General features: G+C 42.3%; 22 protein-coding genes and 1 pseudogene. 4 read left to right on the forward strand and 19 right to left on the reverse strand.

Annotated features, from left to right (window positions below):
- Positions 1-150: 150 nt before the first annotated feature.
- The 11 genes and pseudogenes from CXF69_RS09835 to urtA all read right to left on the reverse strand — a co-directional run bounded on the left by CXF69_RS09835 (position 151) and on the right by urtA (position 14,581).
- Positions 151-663 carry a hypothetical protein gene (locus CXF69_RS09835; protein ID WP_101204881.1) on the reverse strand — a complete coding sequence of 171 codons (513 nt, stop codon included), beginning with the start codon at positions 661-663 and terminating at the stop codon, positions 151-153.
- Positions 660-2,768: a site-specific integrase gene (locus CXF69_RS09840; RefSeq protein WP_101204882.1), complete on the reverse strand. Its 2,109-nt coding sequence runs from the start codon at positions 2,766-2,768 to the stop codon at positions 660-662. The genes CXF69_RS09835 and CXF69_RS09840 overlap by 4 nt, the downstream gene beginning before the upstream one ends.
- Positions 2,768-5,221, reverse strand: coding sequence for a tyrosine-type recombinase/integrase (locus CXF69_RS09845; RefSeq protein ID WP_102078171.1), 2,454 nt, complete (start codon positions 5,219-5,221; stop codon positions 2,768-2,770). Before CXF69_RS09845 ends, CXF69_RS09840 begins: the two co-directional genes overlap by 1 nt.
- A complete protein-coding gene (locus tag CXF69_RS09850) occupies positions 5,218-6,453 on the reverse strand; it encodes a tyrosine-type recombinase/integrase (protein WP_102078170.1) in 1,236 nt (411 codons plus the stop codon). Before CXF69_RS09850 ends, CXF69_RS09845 begins: the two co-directional genes overlap by 4 nt.
- A 42-nt stretch (positions 6,454-6,495) precedes the next feature.
- Positions 6,496-7,137, reverse strand: coding sequence for a thymidylate synthase (thyA, locus tag CXF69_RS09855; protein WP_259358611.1), 642 nt, complete (start codon positions 7,135-7,137; stop codon positions 6,496-6,498).
- A 148-nt stretch (positions 7,138-7,285) separates the two neighbouring features.
- The gene (lgt, locus tag CXF69_RS09860; RefSeq protein WP_101204887.1) at positions 7,286-8,170 is read right to left on the reverse strand and encodes a prolipoprotein diacylglyceryl transferase; all 885 of its coding nucleotides are present in this window, start codon (positions 8,168-8,170) and stop codon (positions 7,286-7,288) included.
- Between the two features lie 302 nt (positions 8,171-8,472).
- Positions 8,473-9,171, reverse strand: coding sequence for an urea ABC transporter ATP-binding subunit UrtE (gene urtE, locus CXF69_RS09865; RefSeq protein WP_101204888.1), 699 nt, complete (start codon positions 9,169-9,171; stop codon positions 8,473-8,475).
- A gap of 78 nt (positions 9,172-9,249) precedes the next feature.
- Positions 9,250-10,005: pseudogene (urtD, locus tag CXF69_RS09870) on the reverse strand (urea ABC transporter ATP-binding protein UrtD); the annotation flags it as partial.
- Positions 10,006-10,103: 98 nt separating this feature from the next.
- Positions 10,104-11,174 carry an urea ABC transporter permease subunit UrtC gene (urtC, locus tag CXF69_RS09875; RefSeq protein WP_102078169.1) on the reverse strand — a complete coding sequence of 357 codons (1,071 nt, stop codon included), beginning with the start codon at positions 11,172-11,174 and terminating at the stop codon, positions 10,104-10,106.
- 10 nt (positions 11,175-11,184) lie between these two features.
- A complete protein-coding gene (gene urtB, locus CXF69_RS09880; RefSeq protein ID WP_323807181.1) occupies positions 11,185-13,014 on the reverse strand; it encodes an urea ABC transporter permease subunit UrtB in 1,830 nt (609 codons plus the stop codon).
- Between the two features lie 214 nt (positions 13,015-13,228).
- Entirely contained in the window at positions 13,229-14,581 is a 1,353-nt protein-coding gene (urtA, locus tag CXF69_RS09885) for an urea ABC transporter substrate-binding protein (protein ID WP_416375002.1), read from the reverse strand.
- A gap of 413 nt (positions 14,582-14,994) precedes the next feature.
- Between urtA and CXF69_RS09890 the strand changes: the two genes are divergently transcribed.
- Both CXF69_RS09890 and CXF69_RS09895 read left to right on the forward strand, forming a co-directional pair.
- On the forward strand, positions 14,995-16,647 hold the full coding sequence (locus CXF69_RS09890; RefSeq protein ID WP_102078168.1) for a DUF4139 domain-containing protein: 1,653 nt from the start codon (positions 14,995-14,997) through the stop codon (positions 16,645-16,647).
- A gap of 119 nt (positions 16,648-16,766) precedes the next feature.
- On the forward strand, positions 16,767-17,588 hold the full coding sequence (locus CXF69_RS09895) for an NRDE family protein (protein WP_102078167.1): 822 nt from the start codon (positions 16,767-16,769) through the stop codon (positions 17,586-17,588).
- A 96-nt stretch (positions 17,589-17,684) separates the two neighbouring features.
- Here the strand turns inward: CXF69_RS09895 and CXF69_RS09900 are convergent, their stop codons facing one another.
- Positions 17,685-18,203: an RNA pyrophosphohydrolase gene (locus CXF69_RS09900; RefSeq protein ID WP_057761956.1), complete on the reverse strand. Its 519-nt coding sequence runs from the start codon at positions 18,201-18,203 to the stop codon at positions 17,685-17,687.
- A gap of 475 nt (positions 18,204-18,678) precedes the next feature.
- On the opposite strand from CXF69_RS09900, the gene CXF69_RS09905 reads away from it, so the two are divergent.
- Entirely contained in the window at positions 18,679-19,092 is a 414-nt protein-coding gene (locus CXF69_RS09905) for an OsmC family protein (RefSeq protein WP_102078166.1), read from the forward strand.
- A gap of 11 nt (positions 19,093-19,103) precedes the next feature.
- Positions 19,104-19,532 carry an MAPEG family protein gene (locus CXF69_RS09910; protein WP_416375003.1) on the forward strand — a complete coding sequence of 143 codons (429 nt, stop codon included), beginning with the start codon at positions 19,104-19,106 and terminating at the stop codon, positions 19,530-19,532.
- A gap of 217 nt (positions 19,533-19,749) precedes the next feature.
- Here the strand turns inward: CXF69_RS09910 and CXF69_RS09915 are convergent, their stop codons facing one another.
- From CXF69_RS09915 to CXF69_RS09945, 7 genes are all read right to left on the reverse strand, one after another.
- Positions 19,750-20,784: a tRNA dihydrouridine synthase gene (locus CXF69_RS09915; RefSeq protein ID WP_102078165.1), complete on the reverse strand. Its 1,035-nt coding sequence runs from the start codon at positions 20,782-20,784 to the stop codon at positions 19,750-19,752.
- 75 nt (positions 20,785-20,859) lie between these two features.
- Complete coding sequence (locus CXF69_RS09920; protein ID WP_101204895.1) at positions 20,860-22,359, reverse strand: UvrD-helicase domain-containing protein; 1,500 nt, start codon at positions 22,357-22,359, stop codon at positions 20,860-20,862.
- 216 nt (positions 22,360-22,575) lie between these two features.
- Positions 22,576-23,313, reverse strand: coding sequence for a twin-arginine translocase subunit TatC (tatC, locus tag CXF69_RS09925; protein WP_379544901.1), 738 nt, complete (start codon positions 23,311-23,313; stop codon positions 22,576-22,578).
- Between the two features lie 149 nt (positions 23,314-23,462).
- Complete coding sequence (gene tatB, locus CXF69_RS09930) at positions 23,463-24,173, reverse strand: Sec-independent protein translocase protein TatB (protein WP_101204897.1); 711 nt, start codon at positions 24,171-24,173, stop codon at positions 23,463-23,465.
- Positions 24,174-24,199: 26 nt separating this feature from the next.
- Positions 24,200-24,439 carry a Sec-independent protein translocase subunit TatA gene (gene tatA / locus CXF69_RS09935; RefSeq protein WP_101204898.1) on the reverse strand — a complete coding sequence of 80 codons (240 nt, stop codon included), beginning with the start codon at positions 24,437-24,439 and terminating at the stop codon, positions 24,200-24,202.
- Between the two features lie 218 nt (positions 24,440-24,657).
- The gene (gene hisIE / locus CXF69_RS09940; RefSeq protein ID WP_101204899.1) at positions 24,658-25,515 is read right to left on the reverse strand and encodes a bifunctional phosphoribosyl-AMP cyclohydrolase/phosphoribosyl-ATP diphosphatase HisIE; all 858 of its coding nucleotides are present in this window, start codon (positions 25,513-25,515) and stop codon (positions 24,658-24,660) included.
- Between the two features lie 188 nt (positions 25,516-25,703).
- Positions 25,704-26,147, reverse strand: coding sequence for an acyl-CoA thioesterase (locus CXF69_RS09945; protein ID WP_101204900.1), 444 nt, complete (start codon positions 26,145-26,147; stop codon positions 25,704-25,706).
- Positions 26,148-26,440 lie beyond the last annotated feature (293 nt).

Here is a 26,440-nt window from a genome sequence, read left to right on the forward strand (position 1 = left end):
AAGAAAGATGATAAATTTCTGTTAGGCATAAAGTATTAATATATGTGATTTATGCTATAAGGTATATATTTGTTAGCTAAGCTCTTGCTAGCTTTTAAGTACAAGGAAATTAAGTTTATACTTTTTATAGCATAGGTAGTTTTCGATAGATTAGTGCATCAGCTGGTTCGGTGTTGCATCTTTTAAAGCTAACATTTGTCTCAGTTTTTTAATCTCCTGTCTAGCTTCTAATAACGACCTTTTATCTGTATCAGATTGTGTTTTATAATAATCTCGTGACTCTTTCATTTTTTGTAACCGTTTATCTGAGTGTTGAGTGACTCTTTTTATATCTTGATATTCATTAAACCAGTAGATAACCTCATTTTGTGCTTGAATCATTTTTGCTTCAAGCGCATTCTTAACATCAGCGTTATCTATAGCTTTTTTTTCTTTACGCGATTTCTCTTCAGCTTTTCTGATATCTTTGATCTGATTTAGCTTTTGGACAGGCCAACCACGGTTTGTAATAGTATTTCGATGAATACCAGTCATCTTCGAAAGTTGCGCTATAGTGGGTTTTAGTTTTTTATTATTTTCAAGATCTATTAGGGCAATATTTAGAGCAGAAGTTATTGCTTCATAGTCGTCATTATTTTTTTGATCATAAGCTTCATTACTCATAGTTCGATTGCCTCACCAAGATTTTCCAATACCATTTTGGCCTCGTTCATTGCTGATAGAATTTGCTCTCGATTGTCTGAATATTCTGGTTTATTGAGGTTGGTTTTATTTAACATGTAAACTTCACGCCATTTAGGAGCATGCTTAGTAGTTACAACGGCTTGTTTGCATCGAGCTGGGTTACAACGCAGTGAACCAATACATGGTAGGCTTGAGTCATACTCTTCTGCTCTACCACCATAGCAAAGCCCTTGTCCCATATAGACCATGGCAACCCCTTGATCTACCATAGCCTCATAAATCTCATCCTCTGTGTATCCTTCAGCCATATATCCACTAAACGTCTTGATCAGACCTTTTTTATGCTCACTCGCTTTACCACCATAATATGTACCATTTGGATTATGGGCAGTTTTAATAGCATCTAATTCAGCTGCTCGGCGCAGTGATTTCGTATCACCTTTTCGGTTGCCGTCTTTTGACAGCATCTCACCTATATCACCGTAGCCTAACGTAACTGACGAGGTGGCGCCAGTAGATGTGTACTTAGAGATGCTCTCTACAAAATGTTTCAATTGAAACGATATAAGAGGCAATCCAACTTCAGCCTTAAACAATTGATATGTTAATGTGTGTCTTAACATATATGGATTGAATTTTAGTTCTTTAGCAACTTTTTCGCCTAAGAGTTGGCTAATAAAGTTATTCATTTGATACACGATACCAGTACTAGTCATTGACTGGGGGGAGTTATCAGGTTTAACAGTATCTACATTAGAAATTAAGTAGGGCGACGCCTTAATTTTTGAGATATACGAAGCTGCTAATACTGCATCCTTAACAATTGGTATAGCTACCCATCTGTCGTCAAACAAACCTGTACTAACTTCATCTTTATGCTTTTTGACCGTACTTTCAATCAGCCAGACGGAGTCACTTTGAATTAAGCACGAACAATCCTGAACTCTTATTTCTGATAGTTCAGATGGTCTCATACCTGTATATTGACCCACTAAATACGCGCAGGCATACGCTACGAGGTTAAAGTATTCTCTAAGATTATCTAACTTGTAACCACGTTTTTTCAATGCGTTACGTAAAGTTCGTCCACCCATGACACTAGAGTCTTTTTTGAGCATCCAATCATAGGGTTCAATTATGTTTGTAATGAAACTTGAAGGATAGCCTTTAGTTCCTAATCTCATAGCAATATAAGCATTTAAAATTTCGTGGGTTACTCCTTCTTCGTTTGCCCATGAAACGTGGTTGCTTGTATTAAATCTTTCTAAGGAGTTAGGATCTGATATCTTTGCTGAAGCTCCTGTAGCGTTTAAAAAGTCCACTATGATAAAGGAAGCCATTTTCGAGAGAGATTCAAATACCAGATCTGGCAGTACTTGTTCTTTTTTCGAAGTATTAGTATTAGCAAGTTTCTTCCATTTCAGGCTATTTAACTCTACATAAGCGATAGGTTTTTCAAATACATACTTGACAGAAGCCGGGCTGCGTAGATATTTGAAAAATTTATCTAGCTCCACACCTTTTACGCGATCATAGTTTTCAGCAGCTTTGGAATACAGTTCGGGTGTTATATCGGAGAGTGTTCTGATTTTTTCCTGAACAAACTCATAGCCTAGCTCATGAGATGCCTGTTTAAATATTTCATTAATAAACGTTAATCCATTTTCAAAAATTGTAATTAAAGAGTTTGCTTTTAAGACTTTTTTTGTTCGACTTTGGCCTTCCTTACTTTGAAGCTTGAAAATCGAATTGTTTAGCAAGGCCAACTCGAATATGATTTTTATTTCTATTAAAACGAATCTTGGGATATCTGTATACTTTGAAAAACTAATGCGGAGCTTTGCGCCCTGAACATTTCGTGCAGCATTAGGATAGTCGTCATTAAAGTCCCAAAAGTCGTCAGAAAACTTTGATAATTTCGATACAGGTTTGTCCATAAGGTACGTCACATACTCTATGTCATCTGTGTAATTATTTTGAAGGTGCTTCTTCTTTTGAACTGTAGCATGGTCTAGAGCATCTAAAACATATAAACGATGTTCTGCAAAACCTGTTAATACATTCAGCTTTTTTTCATAGTCCATTAGATTACTCCATCAACTAGTGTGGTCGTTTCAATGTATTCTGCTAAACGCCGTCCATTTTCTAATTCTTCTAAGGAAAAATTAGATAGTTCAGGTTCTGTAATACCTTTTATCAGTTCTAAATTCTCTGAAATAACATGCCCATAGGGTGTATCCATGACACGGGAGTGCTCTTTCAAAAGCGTATAGTCACGCTTCATTGCAAAAATTTCAGGCAGATTCTTAGCTGTAATAATGACATTGTCACAACCCAAACATTTGTTATATTGTGAGCATGGAGTACCAGGTATGTAGGATGAAAGATTTTTTACAAAATCTGGTGGGTCAAAAATATTTCTGCATTCAGCTAGAGGAGTATGAAAGGTTGTTACCAACTCATCATTTTTTTTGGACTCTATATCTTCTGGCACTTTCTCAACTTTTTTATCCAGAGTCGATTGATGTATCTCTTCTAATTCATCATTTATCTTCATTCTACTCATGGAGTTAAAATCTAGAGAATCTATATAACCGAGAGTTGTTTGGAGTGAGGAGTGACCCAACATGAGTTGAATTTCACGTACAGTTACGCCATTTCTAAGCATCTCACTAACAAATGTTGGTCTAAAGCGACTTATTGTAAGAGTTAGGGGATCTCCTGCATCATTTTTTAAATTATATTTCTTAACAAACCTGGACAAACTAGCTCCCAATGCTTCTGTATTTTTTTCTTTGTTTCCTAATAGTGGAGATACTCTGCCGTGCTTTTTTGTACTATTCGACTGATAGATAAACAACCTATCTTTAAAAGCATTATCTTCAATGTCTTGTCGAAAACTACTCGTCAATTGGACTAATTCTTCAAAAATAATTTTTATAGACTTAGCTTGAGATGACGTAAGCCATGTCAGTTCTGCATTAAAAAGATCGAGGTGGTATTCTTTATGACCATCAGACCTTTCTTTCCAATATCTAAGACAAGGCCGCGATGTTGCCGGATGGGAATCTACATAATCGTTTATATCAAGAGAAAGTAAAGGATTTGCATTTAAACCAGTAATTTGAGCAAGCCTTAAAACGTAAGGCGTTAGTGTATCCATATTTATCATTGGGGTAATGCCCCAGTCGTTGTATACCTCTATCAAACCCTTATCTGAATCATTAATAATTCTTAAGAAAGACTTTTCAATAGGTGATTTAGCTGTATTATAATGAACTGGCTTACACATTAAGCGGTTTTCAAAGAGCCATCGCGCATTCTCTAGTGTCGAAAGGCCTCTAATGACTGAACCCTTTTCGTCCAAAGGATTGCTACCTAAACCCGTTTTCTTATAAGGTTTGAGGGCTTTTCTAGATTCGCTCAATCCTTTTTCAATAGCCTCTAATATTCGAAGTCGCTCGTTCATTGTAAATGGCTTTTTAACATCTGTTTCTCTAGTTGTAGCAAATCCATTTATATTGAAAAAGCTATATTCTATATCGCGTACTTGAGTCAGCCGATTCAATGTTATACGGACTGAACTCAAAACTGTATTTGCATGATGACTTGATATTTCTTTATTTATTACCTTGCCCTCTAAATATTTCCGATATCTAGATAATAGGTATTCATCAAAAGTTGTTACGATTCTAAAGGGTTTATTTCCATACAGTTTAGATAAGAACTCTATAAATGAACTACTCGCAACTCTATAATTACTCTTGCCTGATTTTGAAGAGACAGTTTTGCTACTACAAGCAAACAGTTGCTCAACCTGAATAAACGGTTCTAATTTTGAAGGAGGGAAGAAGTCATCAGCTGCATTTAGCTCTCTTGCTGCGAGTCTATGAAAACGCTCTATCTGACTTTCACTATGATTTATTCTATTGACATTCGCTTCGCTTGTTCTTTCAGCAACGCTTTTATAATTTGGATCAATAATTCCAATTTTTTCTAAGTCTTTGTGAATGAATTCCCAAGCATCTTTAACAACATTAAATCTTAAGGATTCTTTTTTTATAGGTAGTTGTTCTGGAGACATTTTTCCTATCGAAATTTTGTTGCCGAAAATAGGTAAAGTGTGCTTTTCCTCTACAGTTAGCTTTCTGTACCAATTCAAAAGTTTTCTAGTGTTTTCGATGCCAGCCGCTTCGTAGCTTTCACTTGGTATTACTAGAATCCCTTCTTCAATCATCCTTCCAATTAAAGGAGTAGTAAGACCCCTATATTTTTGTGCAACAGAGTATGAGACACCTACAGCACTCTGAATATGCTTAACAGCTACACTGAAGCCCAAAGTATTATCCGCTTTACTAATTGGTATTTCCCATAGTGCTTCTTTATCTCCAGCTGTTTTCGATACCCATTCTATAACAGCTGCTTCGGCGTCTTTAATCGGTTGTTTTTCTTCAACGTTCTTAAAGTCTGCACCTAAAATTCCTGGCTCAGGAAAATCCTCATGAATCTCATCAATGGTTATTCCAATGTTTTTCATTTGATGTCCTTAATGCCAATTCTTAACTGTGTCTGTTCAGATAAGCGCTTCATTTTCTCAGCTTTGGTTAATGTATCACCATTCTCGTCACACATGCTCTTGTAGATATCTTGAGGGATATTAGTGTATATCTGTGTAGTACTAAGATGGTTGTGGCCTAAGCAATTCTGCACAATAGCAAGCCGATCTACATAGTTAGGCCCTAAATCCTTTGACTGTAGTATTGAATAAGCGTTGCCATGCCGTAGCTTGTGGGGAGAAATCAGTCGATTGAGTCGACCGTGTTTGATTGCGCGTTTACTTATACGTTCAAGTAGCTTACTGATTGAATTTGGGGTGTAAGGAGTGCCTTCAGCATTAAGGAACGCTGGTGTTTCAGACGGCTTTAAATATTTACGAGCGTATTTTTTATACAAGGGAGATGCGTGGTATTTTTCCACACGTTTGATAGTTACTAAGCTAAGCAAAGTCCAGCGTGGCTTAATTTGATTACCACGGCCCTTACTTCCTTTAACTTTCAAAGATACATAGTCGGGATGAATAGGCAGGTCAGTATCGCGGGAAATATATTTTTCAGAATTAAGGCTAGTAATATCTTTAAAGTCTTGAAGAGTAACTCTAGGTAGTTCTGAACGACGTAAGCCAGAGTCGTATAAAAACTGGAGTAAAGCTCTTTCTCGTTCTGAATCAGTAAATTCAATCAATATGAAAAGGTCATCAAGTGTGCAAGAGCTAATCGGTGTGCGCTTTGGTGGTTTTGATAGCAAGCCATCGCTATATGGGTTATCTTGTCTAAGCTTATCACGGTCTTCTGTAGGGCTACAAAGGTATTCGATGAAGGCATGTATTGTCTCATCTCGACTTCTAACAGTAGATGAGTTCTTATGGTCTTCACGGATTAAAAATGTCAGGTATTCTTGAATTACGTATTTTGGAACTGTAATAAATACTTCATCAGATTCACTGTCATCATAATCTGGACGACTACGAATATAACTTAAGAAGTAGCTTAGGTTTCTACCATAAGTAACTGCTGATTTATAAGAGATTATTTGATGTTTGGTTCGATACGACAAATACTCAGAAACAAGAGGAAGGATCTTGCCATCATCATCAAATACTCCAACACCATTCACTGTTACGGTTTTGTTCAATGATAAATTTGGAATCTCATTGAGTAAACAAGACTTAGATAAATCTAACTTTGTATCAAAACAAACTTTAACATCCATAATAATCACTATCTCAATACATAGACTAAGTTATGTATTGCATTATATACGATCTATTACTCCGTATTGTGCATTATTGTTATGGGGGTATAATAAAAATAAGTCAGCCGAACGCTGATACAGCTGGCATGACAGCTTATTGTCTGCGACAAAGAACTGAAATAACGTATGACATGGTGGTAGGGCTACTTGCTCTGCCTCACCTGGATTCCAGCCTGACACAATCAAGCGGCGCGAATTCGGATTGTTCTTTATCTGTTCAACGACTTGTGCGATTTGATCGACGCCATCAGCGTTATAACTGGCATCTTCATTTTTGGTCGCGCCGTAGTTACGCCATTGATGACCATAGATAGGACCCAAATCACCAGCAGGTCTGTTGAAGCGTGCTGTCTGTTCTGCTGTCGCCCACTCATTCCAGATACGAACATTATTCTGTTGTAGATAATCGACATGAGTGCTGCCACTTAAAAACCACAATAGCTCATAAGCGATAGATTTAAAGTGAACCTTTTTGGTTGTTAGCAGTGGAAATCCATCTGCTAAGTCAAAGCGTAGCTGTGCGCCGAAATGGCTAAGCGTACCAGTACCAGTACGATCGCCTTTTTCAGTGCCATTGTCGAGAACGTGGCGTAGTAAATCTAAATAGCCTTGCTCGTTATTACTTTGGGTGCCATTGATCATAAAATGCTCTTTAGTTACTGCTGACAGCGCATACAGGCTAGATGGGTAGTCGATATAGACACTGTCATTATTGAAAGTATTGCTAGGATAAGCGTTTTGACAGCTTACCCTATTTTAAGTCATCAGCCTTTATCACAAAAAGGCAGGCTTAGTAAGAAGCTTGCTTACCCCAGTCGTAGATGCCACGTTTGTAAGCGTAACCGATCAAGAACAGACCGATAATTATCATTGGGGCGCTTAGTATCTGACCTTTGGTCATCCAACCCAGCAAGATGAATCCTTGGTCGATGTCTGGCTGGCGGAAGAACTCAATGATAAAGCGGCTAAAGCCATAACCAAGCATAAAGACACCAGTCACTGCCATCCGAGGACGGGGTTTCGATGAGTACCACCACAAGAATAGAAACAACAGTAGACCTTCTGCAAGGGCTTCATACAATTGAGACGGGTGACGAGGCAACAGGTACTGGCCATTGACCTCAGTCATAAGGTCTTGTAGCGCAGGATTGGCTTGTAGCTGCTGCATATCAACACTAGCGGCCTGCGGGAAGTAGGTCAACCAGTTATAGCCACCATCAGAGACGCGGCCCCATAGCTCTGCATTGATGTAGTTACCAATACGTCCGAACAATAAACCAGTTGGTACACAGGGAACGACAAAATCGAGTACTTGGAAAGGTGTCTTTTTATATTTTCGGGCAAAATACAGCATACCCAACATGACACCAATCAGGCCGCCATGGAATGACATGCCGCCTTCCCAGACCTTGAACAGGTAAGCAGGGTTTTGGAGTAGCTCGCTGAACTGATAAAACAATACATAGCCGACACGGCCACCTAATATCACACCAAGTGCGCCAAAGAACACTAGGTCGGAGACCATATCTGTTGTCCAGCCTTCACGCTTGGTACTGCGATACCATGCCAGTCCGTAGGCGGCGGCAAATGCCAACAAATACATCAGCCCATACCAATGGACTTCGACAGGTCCAACTGCTAATGCTACAGGATCGTACTGAGGATGAATCATCATAAAGGCATCATAATATTGATAATAAAATGCTGACTATAATAGCAAATTTCGTTCAATGGGCATACATAATTGCTATGACGCCAATCAGAGGGTATTGGTAATGTGAGTTTTTGAAATGGCACAGAATATATAGGCTAAGAGTCAAAAAATAAGAAGTGAGGTAAAAGAGTGACTTTAATTGGGGTGCATTTTCGTGATGATATGTAATCTTGGTAGCTACTAGCTTGGGATAAAAATGCCATTTTTAGCATTATCGAGCGTTCACTACCAAGTTGTACTATTACATCTATTATTAAAAGGAATTAGATGGCGACCAGATCTTGTACGTTATTTTCGACCATCGTATCGCCTGCACCTTGTGACACTACCTTACCACGTGATAGTACCGTGTAATTGTCAGCTAGTTCTTCGGCAAATTCATAGAACTGCTCAACCAGTACAATGGCCATGTCACCTTTGTCAGCCAAGTCACGCAGGACTCGGCCAATGTCTTTAATAATAGAGGGTTGGATACCTTCAGTTGGCTCGTCCAAAATTAACACAGTCGGCTCAGAGGCTAGGGCACGGGCGATAGCAAGCTGCTGCTGCTGACCACCAGACAGATCACCACCGCGGCGATGTTTCATCTCATCTAGTACTGGAAAAATATCGTATAAATGCTTAGGTACATGTTTGGCCTTACTGCGTGAAAACTTAGCCATACCAATTAATATATTTTCTTCTACGGTCAGTGTCGAAAAAATATCGCGTCCTTGTGGTACATAAGCTAAACCTGCTCGGACACGTTGCTCTGGAGACATCTTGCTGATGTCTTTATCATTGAGCAGAATCTCTCCTGATTTAATGGGTAATATTCCCATCAAACATTTGAGTAGGGTGGTTTTACCCACGCCGTTACGGCCGAGTACCACGCTGCATGCGCCTACAGGTGCTGTAAACGAGACATCTCGTAAAATATGGCTGCCACCATAGTATTGATTGATATCGTTAACTTGTAACATGGCTGTCTCCTAAACTCTAAAACTTTTCTAATATTTTAAAGGGAATATTCGTTTGGCTCGTCTAGATGATTCGTTCGGCTATCGACCTAAGTAGGACTCAATCACTGCCTCATTGGCTTGCACTTCCGCTAATGTACCTTCGGCCAAAATCGCCCCTTGTGCCAATACTGTGACTTTTTCACTGATGGCATCGATAAAGGTCATGTCGTGTTCGACTACTACTAATGTATGGTTCTTTTTAAGCCGTAGACACAGTTCAGCGGTATGTTCTGTTTCGGCATCGGTCATACCTGCCACAGGCTCATCAAGCAGAATCAGTTTGGGATTCTGCATCAGTAGCATACCAATCTCTAGCCATTGCTTTTGTCCATGTGAAAGCAATCCAGCGGGCTTGTTGATCTTATCGGTCAGGCGGATTTGCTGTAGAGTCGCGTCGAGGGTATCGCGAGTATCGGCATTGAGTTTATTGAACAAGCTTTTGACCACACGTTTGTCTTTTGGTGCAGCAAGTAACAGATTATCCATTACCGTAAAATTTTCAAAGACAGTAGGTTTTTGAAACTTACGGCCGATACCCGCTTCAGCGATTTGTTCGGTAGATAAGCTGGCAAGGTTATGAGTCTGACCAAAAAACACGCTGCCTTCCGTAGGGCGGGTTTTACCTGTAATGACATCCATTAGTGTGGTTTTGCCAGCGCCGTTGGGGCCGATAATACAGCGTAGCTCGCCTTCTTCGATATAGAGCGACAGGTTGTTGAGTGCGCGAAACGAATCAAACCAGACGCTCACGTCTTCTAAGTACAGAGCAATACCATGGCTAAAGTCGACGCCTGATTTTTTGGGATGACTGAGACCGTCACGTCCATCAGTATGATCATATTCGGATAGCGCTTTGGTCGATTGTTCAGTCGATGAGGACTTATCGTTTAGCATTATTGTTTCTCCTTTTTGAATCGATCGAACAAGCCCATAATGCCATTGGGCAAAAACAACGTCACGACGACGAACAGTCCGCCTAATATCAATAGCCAAAATTCAGGGTAGGCAACCGTAAAGTAGGTTTTCACAGCGTTAACCACGCCAGTACCTAAGATCGCGCCAATTAAGCTTCCTCGACCACCAGTTGCTACCCAGACAGCTATCTCAATCGAGTTCACTGGGTTCATTTCACTCGGATTGATAATGCCTACTTGCGGTACGTATAGCGCACCTGCGATACCAGCAATGACAGCGGATAATACCCAAGCAGATAGCTTGTACCACAGAGTACGGTAGCCCAGATATTGCAGGCGGTTTTCGCTGTCACGAATGGCACCGAGTACTCGCCCATAAGGTTGGTTCATTAAATGACGCAAACCCATATAAGAGACTAACAATGCTAAGGCCGTGACAAAACACAGCATTGAGCGAGTAGAGGCAGCGGTAATGTCGTAGCCGAGAAGGGTAGTAAAACCAGTAAAGCCGTTATTGCCACCAAAGCCTGTCTCATTACGGAAGAACAGCAAGGCTGCCGCGTAGACCATGGCTTGAGTGATGATAGAAAAATAAACGCCTTTGATTTTGGAGCGAAAGGCAAAGAAACCAAAGATAAATGCAACCAAGCCAGGCACTAATACAACCAGTGCGACTGCCCACCAAAAGTGCTGCGTGCCAGCCCAATACCAGGGCATTTCAGTCCAGCTCAAGAACCGCATAAAGTCCGGTAAGCCATCGCCTGCTGTCTCACGTGTTAGGTACATGCCAAACGCATAACCACCCAAAGCAAAGTACAGACCATGTCCCAAGCTCAAAATACCGGCATAGCCCCAAACGAGATCTAGTGCCAAAGCCACCATCGCTAGCGCCATGATTTTGCCAATTAGGGTAATCCAGTAGGCTGAAAGGTGAAAGGATGAAGTCTCTGGCATAAGATGTAGCCAAGGCAGTATCAGTAGTACGGCAAAACATAAGCCAATTAAAACAGCACTACGCGGGGTATCAGACAGTAATTTGGTCAGTATCATAGGATTCTCCTTATTCGACAAAGCGGCCTTTAAGTGCAAATAAACCTTGTGGCCGTTTCTGAATAAACAGAATCACAAGAACCAATAATACAATCTTAGCCAGTACCGCACCGATACCAATCTCAAGTACCGTACCACTCACACCAAGTCCTAAGGCGGCCAATACTGCGCCCCAGACTTGTCCGACGCCGCCAACGACGACGACCAAAAACGTATCAATGATATAGGTTTGACCCAGATCAGGACCTACGTTGCCGACTTGGGCAAGGGCACAGCCTGCCATACCAGCCAGCCCAGAGCCCAAACCAAACGCCATCATATCGATACGTGCAGAAGGGATGCCGACAGCACGTGCCATTTGGCGATTTTGAGTGACAGCTCGTATAAACAATCCAAAGCGCGTTTTGTTAAGTAAGTAAACCAATAGCGCTACGACGATGACCGTGAATACGATAATGGCAATACGGTTGTAAGGCAGTACCAAACTTGATGACACTTGATATGCGCCGCTTAACCATGCCACGTTACTGACTTCAACGTTCTGCGCACCAAAAATCATCCGTACCAACTGCATCAATATTAAACTCACGCCGAATGTCGCCAATAATGTCTCTAGCTCACGACCATATAATGGGCGAATGACAATGCGCTCGATAATCATACCGATGACAGCGCTGACTAAAAACGCAGCTGGAATAGCAGCAAGCAAATACCAACCTGCCATATCTGGCATATAAGCTTGAAAGAAGTTTTGCACCATATAAGTGGTATAAGCGCCAATCATAATTAGCTCACCGTGCGCCATATTAATCACACCAAGCAAACCAAAGGTAATGGCGAGACCAAGCGCTGCTAGCAGCAAAATACTAGCGGTACTCATACCGGTGAAAATATGACCCGTCCATGTGCTTATTTCAATACGGCGTGACACGCTAGATTCAGCATCGATAAGTGCAGCTTTGAGCGAGGCATCTAAGTTATCCGCAGCGAGGGCAGACTCGATATCGACCAATACTTGTGGGTTATCACTATCAGCGAGCAGATTGACCGCTGCAATTTGAGTGGGCAGGTCGCCGTTTTTGAAATCAATACGCGCCTGTAGAGCAGTTAGTGCCTTTTTGACTTTAGCGCTGTCCTCATTTCCTGCTGCGATCATAATAATAGCTGGATCTACTTGGTCAATATTGTCAGCCAAAATCTCTACAGCTTGCAGGCGCTGTGCGGGCTTGTCAGAAGCTAGCTTTACCTTAGCCTGTCCAAAGATGAGCGCTGAGCGAAGGGCATTAGTCAGGGTGATTTGTGATAAATCACTTGGCCAATCGTTAGTCCCTTTTTTATCAGGATAAGTAAACAGCTGATCTTCTTTATTCAATAAATACGTTTGCCCACCATTACCTTGATACAGCTCATCATTGGCAATGAATTCAACCAAACTATCTAAACTCTCAACGGATCCTGGCCAATCACTTAGCATAGCTTGACGCTTACTAAAATCACCTGCCACGAATTGTTGAATGGCATCGCCTGAACTTGTAGAAGTTGCTGTCGAGGTATCGGAGATGCTGGCTTGAGTAGAAGTGGCTACGTTGACAGGTGTGACCAAAGATTGCTCACTATGAACGGTATCCGTATCGTGGTCATGTACCTGACCATCATGATCCGCATACGCTGTGGTGGTGAAAGTTGTTATGCATAATGCCATCAATGCAAGTAATCGCAGAGGCGCATGAATTGAAAAACGTGCCACATACTGCATGACTTCACTGGCTGATGCTTGTGGGTTATTTCCATTTTTGGACGATGTTTGCCCTACAAACGGGCGTAAAGTATGGTGCTGCATGTGCGGCTCCCTGTTTTTCACAGACAACAAACCTTTAGCTTTTACTGCTTAGCGTTTTAAGCGATAGAAGAGTTGATAAGGTTTGGTGTTATTTAAAAGTTAAGAATAAGTGTAAAAAGTAGGCGTTAGGACGGTTATTGGTATCGTTTATCCATCCGCCTACTTTTCAGTTACTATATACGTGCTTTTCAGTACTGATTTATTTAGGGATAGCCTATTTAAGAATGTACTCGCTCCATGGCTGGGCTTGGATAACTTCTGGCGTTTTGAAAATCGTATCAAACTGTCCGTCGGCACGAATTTGACCAATCATCACAGGCTTCCATAGATGATGGTTTTCTTCATCCATTTTTAGCGTGTAGCCAGAAGGTGCATCGAATGTTTGTCCCGCCATGCTAACACGTACTTTATCGACATCAGTTGTACCTGCTTTTTCGACAGCTTGCTTCCACATATTGATACCGACATAAGTAGCTTCCATTGGATCATTGGTCACGACTTTTTCAGCATTTGGTAGTTTTTGGTCCAATGCATACTGCTTATAGCGTTTGGTGAAGGCACTGTTGGTTGGGTTTTTGATCGACATAAAGTAGTTCCATGCCGCTAAATGCCCTTGTAGCAGACTGGTATCGATACCGCGTAGCTCTTCTTCACCAACTGAGAACGCCATGACTGGAATGTCTGACGCTTTGATACCTTGGTTGGCAAGCTCACGATAGAACGGAACGTTTGAGTCGCCATTGATAGTAGAGATAACGGCAGTCTTTTTACCCGTTGAGAATTTTTTGACGTTAGATACGATGGTTTGATAATTGCTGAAACCAAATGGCGTGTATTCTTCCATGATGTCTGCATCAGCCACGCCTTTCGATTTCAAAAATGCCTTTAAAATCTGGTTGGTGGTGCGTGGATAGACATAATCAGTACCTAGCAATACGAAGCGCTCTGCACCGCCGCCTTCTTCACTCATTAAGTACTCTACCGCCGGAATGGCTTGCTGATTTGGTGCAGCACCCGTGTAAAAAATATTTTCTGATTGCTCTTGTCCTTCATACTGCACTGGATAAAACATTAATCCATTTAGTTCTTCTACCACTGGCAGTACTGATTTGCGTGATACCGATGTCCAACCACCAAAGATGACATCTACTTTGTCTTGAGTGAGCAGCTGACGGGCTTTTTCGGCAAACAATGGCCAATCAGAAGCAGGGTCGACGACGACTGGTTCTAGTTGCTTACCGAGTACACCGCCATTGGCATTGATCTCATCAATGGTCATGAGTGCCGTGTCTTTTAGAGAAGTTTCAGAGATGGCCATGGTGCCAGATAGCGAATGTAAGATGCCCACTTTGATCGTGTCGCCATCAGCGGCAGGGGTAGTCGTTGTCTCTGTAGTGGTTTCGGCTGTTGTCTCTGTGGCTGTCGCCGTTTCGGCAGGCTTTTGACAGCCAGCGAGACTCAAGCTACCAACGACGGCAATCGCTAATAATGAGAAGCGTGATTTGATTTTGCCTTGCAGATGAGTCTCAACAAACTGAGGATTGGCTAAAGTTGGTAACGAAAACATGGACATCTCCTAAATAAACACAAAAGATAAAATATGGCTCCTGAACACTTATTAAGCGTTCAAGTTCCGTGCCAAGTAGAAAAAGCCAATAATCGTGTAATAATTGAGCAATAATTAAGTATTGTTTAATATATTCATTAATTTAGTGCAGGAAGGTTAATAAACTGCACCATAAAGGGGAGATGAACAAAAAAATGGTGCAGTATTAAAAAACAAATTTTAAAAATTGAATAGCTATCATATGAAGAGATTTATCGTTAAAAGTGCTTATTGCTAAAAGTGCAGTTTGCCAAAAGCATTTATTGCCAAAGACCTGTAAAACGGCTACGGTAATATCTCTAAGATAGTTGCTATTTTGCGCGTTGAGCCAATGCGTGACTGCCATGAGGGATTTTACTGCTAAGGAATGATGTATGAACGCACAATTAACAGAGTCATCTGTCTCAACAGGCCATGGCAGCGTATTGCCGCCGCTTAATCAAATGACTAGATTTGCTATCCTGCCATTTGTACTTGGTAGTAGTGCTATTTTGGGATTGTCTTCGGCACAAGCGGCCACCAGTAGCGTCGAGCAAGTGACTATTTATCAAGGGCTGGCGAGCGTGACGAGCGCATTGCCAGTCACAGGTAGCGGTGAGCAAACGGTGGTGTTTTCGTGCCTGTCACCTTATATGGATAAAGAAAGCCTAAGCGTACAGGCGACAGGCAGTGTCAACGTTGGGGAAGTTAGTATTGAAGAGCTGACAGGTGAGCAGGCAGCCCAGTGCCAATATCAAGGTGACGCCAAAGTACAGACACAGCAAAATACCCTAGCCAATATCAATGCAGAATTGGAAGCAGCACGGTTAGCAAAGGCCTACTTGCAAAATCTGACCAAAGCCACGCAAGTCAATACAGACAGTACGATTGCCAATAATGCCCGCGATATAGAAACTCAAGCGTCCAGTATTAACCAAAGAATTTTAGAGATTCAACAGCGACAAGCTCGTGCCCAAGACGCACTGAATCAACTGATGGCAGGCAGCGCGACATCGACCTTTAACAAGGTGACACAGGTGAGTGTACGTACGGCAAGTCGCTCGCCGAGTAGCGTTAAGTTGCATTATCAAGTGCAAGGTGCAGGTTGGGAGCCTGCGTATCAAGCTCGTCTAAACACAAATAGTGACCAACTGAGTATCACAGCTTCTGCGATTATTGCTCAGCAAACTGGCGAGAACTGGACAAATGTTCCTGTCACTCTCAGTACAGCCAACCCCAACCAGCGCGCGACAGGACGACTACCTCATGTGCCGCGCCTATCACTTTATGAAGAAAACCAAAATGTTGAGTATGCAATACCTATGTCGGATAACACGCCTGTCGTAGTATCTGCCAGAGAAGGTTATAGCGACGATTCTAGAGCACCAAATATGGCACCACTGCCGAACTTTACGGTCAGTAGCCAAAATAAAAACGGTATTATTGAATATCGCTTGCCGCAGCGAGTGACGATACCCAGTGGTGGCAGGCGAGTGCGTACTGTCATTGGCGAGCAGTCTGGCAGCAGTAAGCTGTGGGTTCGTAGTACCCCGAGCGTTGAGACGGCCGCCTATTGGTATGCATCAGCGCCATTTCTGACGCCAGAGTGGGTGGACGGCTCACTACAGCTGTACCGTGATGACAATTATGTTGGACAATCGCGCTATAACTATCAAATGCTAAAAGAGCAGGGAATTGGATTTGGTCGTGACTCAAATATGCTCGTAAAAGAGCTGACCAATGAAGATAAGCAAGGTGAAAAAGGTGTGCTAAACCGTACGCAAACACTGACGACCACCAAGGCCTATCAATTTACCAATCAGCACAATCGTAGCGTACGCTTGCAAGTACTGGGCAGTGAGCCTATCAGTCGTGACGATAGTTTAAAAGTTGCGGTGACACATACGCCGCCTGTCACCGAGCGAGATTGGAATAACAATCAAGGCATGGTAGCGTGGGAATTTGACTTACCAAGTAAACAATCACAAGTAATACGTTCAATCTCCCAAATTAGTTATCCTGCTAATAAATTATTGACTGGCAATTAATAAGTACTATCTATAAAGGCTACCTCATTAATAGGTAAAGTCAGGAATAATATTTTTGCCTTATTTTTACCTTTATTAAAAATTACCCGAATAACGAAAATTATTATAAAAGGAAAGCTATGTGTATTGTCGCTATTGCTTGGCAATTATTTGATGAGCTACCGCTGGTACTACTGTCTAATCGTGATGAGTTTTTGCAGCGTCCAACTGAGCCGCTCCACCAGTGGTCTGATCAACCTATTTATGCTGGACGCGATAAACAAAGCGGTGGCACGTGGTTAGGCATTCATCAGCAAGTGTCACCAGCGCAGAGTGCAGAGTATTATGAACAGAATGGTCGTTGGGCTGCAGTATTAAATTTCCGTGATGGGGTGCAAGCAAGCAGTGATGAGCGCTCACGTGGTGCACTGGTCACTGAATTCTTGACAGGGACTCTAAGTCCGATGGATTTTGCACGGCAGATTGATTTGCAAGATTATGCGGGCTTTAATCTGATCATTGGTGATGCTGCGCAAGCTGTGATCGTCAATAACCGCGGTCATGCACCTACGCCATTATATGCAGGTCTACATGTTATCTCTAATGGTCAACCAGAGGACAGTTGGTTTAAGACAGAGCGGTTGCGCGGGCGACTACGTCAAGAAGTGCTGCCCTTGATTGCGGAGGATAGCTCACCTGCGTACTGGCAAGCGGCGGCTTTTAATGTCTTGTCAGATAGTACCAAAGCACCAGAAGACAAATTGCCTGTTACTGGCGTAGCATTTGAAGTAGAGCAGATGTTATCGTCTGTTTATATTGAACCTGTCGCTTTTGGCGACACTGAAACTAGTAAACCTACTTATGGTACCCGCACTCAAAGCATCTTAACGTTGCGCAAAGAGAGAGATACGGGAGCAAACTATAAGGCGAATATTATTAGCCGAGAGTTTGATAATCACTGACAATGACTGTTAGTAGATAATAAAAAACACCCACGGTAATTGCTAACATTCTAGCTACTATCGTGGGTGTTTTGCATCGTACTATTAAGTGACTCATTACATAAGCAAATGATTATTTTGCTCAGGAATGATCAGCTCTTGCTTTAGGGGGAGTTCGCGTACCAATTCTTGCAAGGCACGACGATAAACGCCTCGTTTAAAGTGAATCACTTGTCCGAGTGGATACCAGTAGCTGACCCATTGCCAATGGTCAAATTCAGGTTTCCCTTCATCAAAGCGGATATGTTGAGTATTTGGCTCATCTAAGCGTAGCAAAAACCATTTTTGTTTTTGCCCAATACATAAGGGATGCTGACCATGACGTACATAACGTTTTGGCAAACGATAGCGCAACCAGTCTTGCGTGACTGCCAATAAGTCTACGTGACGCGGATGTAAGCCGACCTCTTCCCAGAGCTCGCGATACATTGCATCCATCGGCGTCTCCCCGCGGTCGATACCACCCTGCGGAAATTGCCAAGCGTTGTGACCAATACGTTTTGCCCACAGAACCTGCCCTTGTGTATTTGCCAAGATGATGCCGACGTTGGCGCGAAAGCCGTCTGCATCTATCATGACTAAACCTTTTAATTTGTTTAAAAATAGCTTGTTTTGACTTGAAACCGTGACAGCAATCGTAATTATTATAAGGTGATTGTTATCGATATTCGCTCAAAACAAGATTCATTACCGTTATTAAACCAAGAAACAAGCAAAATGTGTAACAGTATTTTGCTATAAAATGTTTCACGAGTTTTACCTTTTAAAATCAACTATTTATAAGCAGACTTTTGTAGGTTTTTTATACGGAATTTTTAGGCAAGTGTTGAAGAGTAGTAATAGGCGGATGAACATACATTATTTAATAAACTGTCGAAGTCCACTATTGCGATATTTATAAAGTGATAAAAGCACAGATTTCACTGGCGAGCTAACAGCAAAACAATGAGCCTATAAAATCTTGCTTTGGCTTATGCTACACTAGCTGGGCAATATATCATTCACACAATAATAATAGGCAATACGCCATTTAAAATAAGGAACATCTACAATGTCAGAATCAAAAGCAAGCGTCATATGGCAAGAGAATAAAGCCTTTATGGGTGTGTCACCATCAGGACATAATGTACAAATCGATGCTGATAAAGAAAAAGGCTCAAGCCCGATGGAGCTTATTTTGTTAGGACTAGGTGGTTGCGCCAGTTATGACGTCGTAGAGATTTTACAAAAATCACGCCAAGCAGTGACGGATGTACGTTGTGAGCTAACCGCCCAGCGCGCTGAAACCGTACCAGCGGTCTATACCGATATTCATATGCATTTCGTTGTCACTGGTCAAGGTGTCAAAGAAAAACAAGTCGAAAAAGCCATCCAGTTATCAGCAGAAAAATACTGTTCTGCCAGCCGTATGTTAGTAGCAGGTGGGGTCAATATCACCCATGATTTCGAAGTGGTTGCAGGCTAGGGACTTATATAATGATAAGTGCATTCTTTGAGTTGGTAACTGATAAAGTGGCATCTGCCATTTTAGCCATGGTGGTAGCAAGCTTACTGCCATGGGTGGTGTCAATCGTTGCAAAAGTATCTGGTGGCTTCAGAATCAGAAATAATGCACATCCTCGCGAATTTTTTCAAAATGCGACAGGCATGGCAGCACGTGCTAATGCAGCACAACAAAACAGTTATGAAACCTTGCCAGTGTTTTTGGCGGCGGTGATAGTTGCTATGCTGTTCTTTGTACCGCAGTCGATTATCAACATATTGGCTTGGCTGTATGTGATGATACGAATTGGTTTTTGTGTGGCATATATTACTAACTTGGCAATGTTCCGCTCTATCCTCTGGGTATTATCAATAGCATGTTGTCTGATGCTATTTTATTTAGCGATACGAGTCAGCGTCTAGGGCATGCCCTCAATTCAAATGACAGTTATTTAAACGGATTAAAAATGGCTAAATTTTGCCAAACAGCGTCAAATCGCTTGCTAGTATCTCGATATTATCTACGCTATTTTTCTCGTTTAACGGCAATTTATCTCATTTTTATCTCCATTTTTGAAATGAGGACACACCCTAGTAAAAATACCCGTAACCGCCAAAACGCTCAAATACAAGCAAGTGATTAATCTCGTACGCTTGCTTGTAGGGCGCTAATAATAACCGCTTTATTTTTCTCTCGTTTAATACCTTCCCATACTGTCTGCGCCTCAACGTAGCCTTTGGTAAGCATACCTAGCCATTGCTTATAGCGTCCGACTAACACCACATCGTTCTTTGCTTCCCCTTCTAAAAACTTGATCTGATGCGCGATTAAATCCTGCCATAATAATGTAGCCGTACTCTCTCCGCTGTCAGTACTGTTTTCAGTATCACTATCAACCTGTGCCACTAAATCAGGACGTGTTACTGCGCCGCGACCTAACATTAAATGCTGTGTACCTGCTTGTGTCATACAGTTTTGCGCATGCTCAAAGTTCCAAATTTCTCCATTGGCAATGACTGGAATATCGAGCGCATTAAAGCTCTGGATTTTGTCCCAATAGGCAGGTGGCTTATAGCCTTGGGTTTTAGTGCGTGCATGAATGGTTAGCCAGTCGGCGCCACTGTCGTTAATTGCGCCGCGAATATCATCCATTCGGCTAGTATCGGTATAGCCTAGACGAATCTTAGCTGATACTGGTATGTCAGTGGGAACGGCTTGACGTACGGCACTGATAATCTGATACATGGTTTCAGGTTCATCTAACAATACAGAACCACCACGATGGCTATTGACCGTTTTTGCAGGACAGCCAAAGTTGATGTCGATAGCAGGCGCACCAAGCTCACAAGCGTACGCGGCGTTTTCTGCCATCAGCTGTGCTTCACTACCGAGTAGTTGAACATGAATGGGCGTACCAGAAGCCGTTTTGGCATCGTGATGTAGCTCAGGCACATATTTATAAAACACATGCGCAGGCAAGACGTGTTGAGTGATACGAATAAATTCACTAACTGACCAATCATAAGGACGACCCAAGTCAGACGCAATCTGCGTTAAAATTTGGCGCATTAATGGATCGGTCAAGCCCTCCATAGGTGCGAGAAGGCGGACGGGAGCTGCAAATAACTGATTAATAGTATTTTGACGCGTTTGAAGTTGCTGGCTATTATTCATGCTGGTGATTCACTGCTAAAGGGTCGTTATAAGAGAGATTGAATAAAACTTGAGACTGATAGAGGTAGAGAGTAATTAAGTATTGCCAAAAATCACTTTTTTGCCCGTCTGCAATCCTGATATCAGGTCTTTAATATTATGAATATCCAAATTACTTTGCGCACGCGTGCAAGCAACGTAGAGCAAACGCAGCTCTTCTGGACTGACCTTAACCGCATTGGTGGTCACATCGTAGTAAAAATCATCATCTAACTGTACTTTCCCCCATTCGAGCCCTTTGGCTTTATGCGCGGTAGAGATGACATAGTCAGCGTTTTCAATGCTGGTCAGACTATTGACCGCTTGACTCAAGACATTGGTACCGTGGTCATCGACCAGTTTGACCAGTGTTTTTAGATCACTACCTTCGTTAGTCTCAGCGTACTCTTGCACATCACTCCAGTTATAAAAATACGCCAGCTCAGGTACACCGTAAGCTGATTTACCATTTTTTAAGTTTTCGGCTGCCTGACAGAATTTGAGCATACGGTCGGTATCTGCTTGTAATGCCACTCGATGCCCGTGCTTTAAACCTGTCAACAGCTGCGACATGGCAGCCGCATTGGTACGGCATAAAATAGCATCTTTTTTACTATGTACCATGCCCTTATCGGTAGAGGACTGTTTATTCGGATTGCCTTTTAGCGGTACGTCTTCTTGTAGTGCTTTTAATAAGGTATTGGCCACTTCTGCAATCGGCTCACCAAAGCGAAAAGACTGCGTCAATAATGTCTGCGGTAATGGCAACTTTTTCATCGCATTGACCGCGCCGCGCCATTCATAAATCTGCTGATGGGCATCACCCACATAGATGACTTGTCTCGACTGCTGGGTCAAGATACCCATCATCAATGGGTCGGCATCCTGTGCTTCATCAAATAAGATGAAGTCCGCTGGAATACTGGGCTTAGACAACGCCCAAAGCTTGAGATAAATATCATGGCCAATACCAGCAGGGTGACGCGCATCAATCGACTGTAACCAGCGCTGCTCGACAGCAGGGTAGAGCATCTCGCGGAGCTGCTCTGCATCTGAGTCATCGAGCCAGCTTGGGAACAGTATGTGCCTTGGCGCAGGGTAGCTGGCATGTGTGCTACAGAAATTACTTACTGCATCGCTGACGAACCGAGATAATCGTGCGGGTGTCAGCGTAATGTATTTATTAACCCCATCCATTTGTCGACGCACTTGTACAGGCTGTAGTCCCAAATCATCACCAAGGCGTTTAGGTGAAAAGCGCGGCAGAGATAGCTTGGCGGTAATATCACGAGCAACATGACGATAAGCTAATGAGTGAAAAGTACGACACTCTACATGCGGCGGAAACTTTGAACGAGCATCATTGGCGATCGCTTTGTTAAAGGCTAGATACAGTCCGCGGCCACGTAAGCGCTCACCGATTAGCTTGAGCGTCGTTGTCTTACCGGCGCCCGCATAAGCGACCACTTTAAACGACTTGTGATCCATCGCCATATTCAGCGCGCTCAGCTGCTCGTCAGTGGGATCGCTCATATAAGCTGGCATAGATGCGGACATAATAAAGCTACCTAAATACAAAAATTGATTAAAAACAAAAGGGGCAAAAAAAGCCACTGGGTAAACAATGGCTTATAGATGATGGTGATGCTAAAACGTGATAATAAGCAATCAGCTTACTAATGAGGCAAGAATAAAACGGTGTAATGGTAGTTTAACGCATAGCTATATGTAATCAATAACTTTATTTTAGTCTAGATTAGACTGGTAAGTGTTTTATTCTTTGTCTGTCGACACGAGAGTAGGACTAGGCTCTTCTTTGATTAGAATCTTCGCCAAAAACAAACCAAGCTCAAACAACAACCACATCGGAATCGCTAGCATGAGCATCGATACGCCATCTGGCGGCGTGACAACAGCAGCCACAGCAAAACAACCCACAATGATATAACGACGTTTTTCTTCTAAGCTCTGAATGGAGACAATACCTGCCAATATCAATAGCAAAGTGACGACTGGAATCTCAAAGGTTAAGCCGAATACCATAAATAATTTTAAGGCAAAACTGAGATAGCTGTCGATATCCGTCATGGGTAGTACGTTTTGCGGGGCAAACATGATAAAAAACTTTAAGACCCCTTTGAGCACAATAAAGTAAGAAAAAGCCACACCAGCATAAAATAAAAATATAGAAGATAGCAGTACTGGAATCGCGATTTTCTTTTCTTTTTTATACAGACCGGGCGCTACAAATGACCAAATTTGATAAAGAATGTAGGGCATTGCCAAAAACGCGGCTACGAATACGGTCAGACGTATCGGAGCCATAAAGTTTGACGTGATATCAGTGGCAATCATGGTCGAGTTGGCAGGTAACTGCGCAACTAGTGGATCAGATAACAAGTTATATAGCTCGCGCGAATAGCCGACCAAGCCTAAAAATATTATCAGTACCGCCACACATATTTTGATCAAATGCCGACGCAGCTCAATCAAATGCTCGGTAATAGGCATATCAGCCAAAGGGCTTAAGACGTCATCTGATGATTCGTTTTGAGTGCTATCAGTTGTTGCTTTATCGTCTTGATCAATAACGTCTTGGTCAGTAATGGCAGAAACAGCGATTTTCTCTTGACGACTTTTTTTGCGCTTGAATAATGACATCAATCAGTCTCCTGCTTATGGTCAGAAGTCTGCATGTTGGCAGGACTGTTGAGTAGAGCGTCCGCTTTATAGTTTGGCACATATGGCGGCATTGGGAGCCGACGTGCTTTGTCATAAGCACCAAGTCGAAACCACATGTTTTCCCATGGACGGGTAGTGATGGTCTGAACAACTGGCGCTGCCTTGGCGTTGTCACCTATATTTGCATCACCTACATTTGCATCATCCACATCGTCACCGCTGTGACCGCGCTTCGATAAGTGACCATTTTCTAATGTATCTGGCTGCTCTTCAGTGGCATAAGCATAGTCGAATGCTTTTGGCGTGGCTGGTTGCTGCTTTTGTGTGCGGTTATTTTCATGAGCTTCGTCACCCTTACTATTTTCAGCATTCGTAGATGCTTCAGAAGCTATCGAAGCAGGACTATGTGAGCTTTCAAAAGCTTTCATATTGCCGCGCATTTCAGCCATTTCACGCCTCATCTCAGCTTCGGTCTGGCGAATTTTGGCGAGCTCTTTCTGCATTTGCTGACGCGTCTCAGCCAAGTCAAGCTCAGCCTCTATTTCAGACTGCAATGTTGAGACTGTACGGCGAATTTTGGCGTACCATTGCCCAGCCGTGCGCGCTGCCTGCGGCAGTTTTTCTGGGCCCAGTACGATTAGGGCGATAACGCCGAAGAGAAGTAGTTCAGAAAACCCGATATCAAACATAATGGTCCGATGTCACTGTTTAGATGCTATACGTTATGCTTATCATCAACCTTGGTGGTTGAGCGCTCTTCAGTGTGTGCCGTCGCATCGTGGTCAAGAACCGCGTGTTTTTTGGCATGCTCTGTATTTTCATCTTTAACAGCTTCTTTAAAACCTTTGACAGCACCGCCCAAATCTTTACCAGCATTTCTGAGTTTTGAGGTGCCAAACACGACAATGACAACGACCAATAGTATCAGCCAATGTGTAATAGAAAAACTACCCATAATGGTATCCTTGTGACTTGGTTTTGTGACCTAGTTTTGTGACTTGGTTTTCAGTCTTTATATGCCTGCTTTTAGTTTGCAAAAAGGTTTATCTAGCAAACAAAAAGCATCGACATATAATGCGAGATAAAACAGAGCTATATTATAACCTGCACTTATTACAAATAGGTGAAAGCAACAATAATCAAATAAAATAGACGTTTATTTTTTATTTAGGCTTATCTAGCGGCTTTTTCATCGATACCGGATAACCCAAAACGTCTGCCTAGCTCGTTTAACACGGCATCCGACTCTATATCAAACCATGCTAGCCCAACCAAGGTATGGAACCAGACATCGGCGACTTCATAGATCAGCTCATGACGAGCTTCATCATAGCTTGCTTTGTCTGTACTCTCATCACAGTTAGCAAAATCTTTGGCAGCGATGATACTCTCTGTGCTCTCTTCACCGACTTTTTCTAATATCTTATTTAATCCTTTGGCATACAGACTGGCCACATAAGAGCTGTCGGCATCGGCTTGTTTACGCTCTGCTAATACGCTATCAAGCTGCTGTAAGACAGAGGCTTTATCGACTTGCGCTTGAGCTGTATCAGGTTGTGCTTGGATGGTATCAGAGTCAGTATTCGCGCCAGTGTTTTCAATTTCATGAGTGTCGCTAGTAGATTCATGAGAATGATAAATATCCGCAGGGTCTTTCAATACTTTATCGACGGTTTGCCATTCAGGCGTTTGACCTGATAAATCCAAACGCTGATAAAAGCACGACTCGCGTCCTGTATGGCAAGCAATGCCGCCAGCTTGAGTGACACTAAGCACAATCACATCTGCATCACAGTCTAGACGAATATCATGCACAGTTTGTGTATGACCTGATGACTCACCTTTATGCCACAGTTTGGCACGTGAGCGCGAAAAATAAACCGCTGTCTGTGTTTGTGCAGTGAGCTGTAATGCTTCTGCATTCATCCACGCCATCATCAAAATACGACCTGTCTGATGATCTTGAGCAATTGCAGGAATCAAACCATCATCATTAAAAGTTACGGCAGTCAGCCAAGCAGGTAAAGTCATAATGTATTTGTCGTCTTATAGGTAGAAAGTGAAAAAGAGTGATAAGCAATTATACTACTTATGATTAAAGCGGGGAGATTATCTGAAATGCTCTGCAATATGCTGACAGCTAGCAATATGATGTCAACTAAATGTGCTATAGAGTGCAACTATGCTAAATGACAGCATACTATTTATAACAAGCGATTCTACAGTCTAAATAAATGCGGATACAACGCTTCTTTGATCGTATTATCAAGCTTAGTCACTTTATTGAGGTTAAAGTCGTAACCTCGAAAGTGCTGGCGCGCTTTTGCTACTATCTCGCCCGTGTGCATCCGCGTGACCTTTAGGATTATATTACCGCCATTATCATATATTGGCTCAACACCAACTTCAAATAACAGCTCTTCTCGTACGCGGATACGGCTCACAATATCTAGCTGCAATTTATCAATAATCAAGCCTTGATGGTCTGCGTTGATTTCTTTGATACCTTTAGCGTATAGAAATCTTAGCCGTGCTTCGGACAATAGCGCTGTCAGAGATTCGACCGTCATATGCTGTCCTGCGTCGGCTTCCGTATGACGTACACGCATCACTGTCTCAAAAACAAACAAGTCGTCGTCGAATACTAACTCTTGTTTTGACACACTATCTCCTAGAGTGATGGCCAAAGATTATTCTATTTATCGTGCTGTAGGTTATCAGCACTGTTATCGTTATGACTATACATTACAGTCTAAGTATTCATGGTAAATAAGCTGTTTTAATGGTGTTTATATGAAGATATAGCTTAGTCTCTACTTAAGCACAGCTTAGGCTGACATTCAATCTATTTGGATAAAAATCAGCCGTTTTATTGGTGCTTTTAGGAGAGCCGCTATCGCTTATTTGATGCTGATTACTTGTCTATATTGACTACTAAAACCTCGCCAAAACTTTA

Origin of the sequence: Psychrobacter sp. Choline-02u-9, assembly GCF_002836505.1 — a bacterium.
Taxonomy (GTDB): Bacteria; Pseudomonadota; Gammaproteobacteria; order Pseudomonadales; family Moraxellaceae; genus Psychrobacter.

Coding starts and splice junctions, on each gene's coding strand:
- CXF69_RS09920 (WP_101204895.1), bottom strand. CDS start 22,359: ATGTCCGCATCTATGCCAGCTTATATGAGCGATCCCACTGACGAGCAG.
- urtA (WP_416375002.1), bottom strand. CDS start 14,581: ATGTTTTCGTTACCAACTTTAGCCAATCCTCAGTTTGTTGAGACTCAT.
- hisIE (WP_101204899.1), bottom strand. CDS start 25,515: ATGACTTTACCTGCTTGGCTGACTGCCGTAACTTTTAATGATGATGGT.
- CXF69_RS09840 (WP_101204882.1), bottom strand. CDS start 2,768: ATGGACTATGAAAAAAAGCTGAATGTATTAACAGGTTTTGCAGAACAT.
- thyA (WP_259358611.1), bottom strand. CDS start 7,137: ATGATCAATGGCACCCAAAGTAATAACGAGCAAGGCTATTTAGATTTA.
- CXF69_RS09850 (WP_102078170.1), bottom strand. CDS start 6,453: ATGGATGTTAAAGTTTGTTTTGATACAAAGTTAGATTTATCTAAGTCT.
- CXF69_RS09895 (WP_102078167.1), top strand. CDS start 16,767: ATGTGTATTGTCGCTATTGCTTGGCAATTATTTGATGAGCTACCGCTG.
- CXF69_RS09890 (WP_102078168.1), top strand. CDS start 14,995: ATGAACGCACAATTAACAGAGTCATCTGTCTCAACAGGCCATGGCAGC.
- urtE (WP_101204888.1), bottom strand. CDS start 9,171: ATGTTACAAGTTAACGATATCAATCAATACTATGGTGGCAGCCATATT.
- CXF69_RS09845 (WP_102078171.1), bottom strand. CDS start 5,221: ATGAAAAACATTGGAATAACCATTGATGAGATTCATGAGGATTTTCCT.
- tatB (WP_101204897.1), bottom strand. CDS start 24,173: ATGTTTGATATCGGGTTTTCTGAACTACTTCTCTTCGGCGTTATCGCC.
- urtB (WP_323807181.1), bottom strand. CDS start 13,014: ATGCAGCACCATACTTTACGCCCGTTTGTAGGGCAAACATCGTCCAAA.
- urtC (WP_102078169.1), bottom strand. CDS start 11,174: ATGATACTGACCAAATTACTGTCTGATACCCCGCGTAGTGCTGTTTTA.
- lgt (WP_101204887.1), bottom strand. CDS start 8,170: ATGATGATTCATCCTCAGTACGATCCTGTAGCATTAGCAGTTGGACCT.
- CXF69_RS09900 (WP_057761956.1), bottom strand. CDS start 18,203: ATGATAGATGCAGACGGCTTTCGCGCCAACGTCGGCATCATCTTGGCA.
- CXF69_RS09905 (WP_102078166.1), top strand. CDS start 18,679: ATGTCAGAATCAAAAGCAAGCGTCATATGGCAAGAGAATAAAGCCTTT.
- CXF69_RS09835 (WP_101204881.1), bottom strand. CDS start 663: ATGAGTAATGAAGCTTATGATCAAAAAAATAATGACGACTATGAAGCA.
- tatC (WP_379544901.1), bottom strand. CDS start 23,313: ATGCCTATTACCGAGCATTTGATTGAGCTGCGTCGGCATTTGATCAAA.
- CXF69_RS09915 (WP_102078165.1), bottom strand. CDS start 20,784: ATGAATAATAGCCAGCAACTTCAAACGCGTCAAAATACTATTAATCAG.
- tatA (WP_101204898.1), bottom strand. CDS start 24,439: ATGGGTAGTTTTTCTATTACACATTGGCTGATACTATTGGTCGTTGTC.
- CXF69_RS09910 (WP_416375003.1), top strand. CDS start 19,104: ATGATAAGTGCATTCTTTGAGTTGGTAACTGATAAAGTGGCATCTGCC.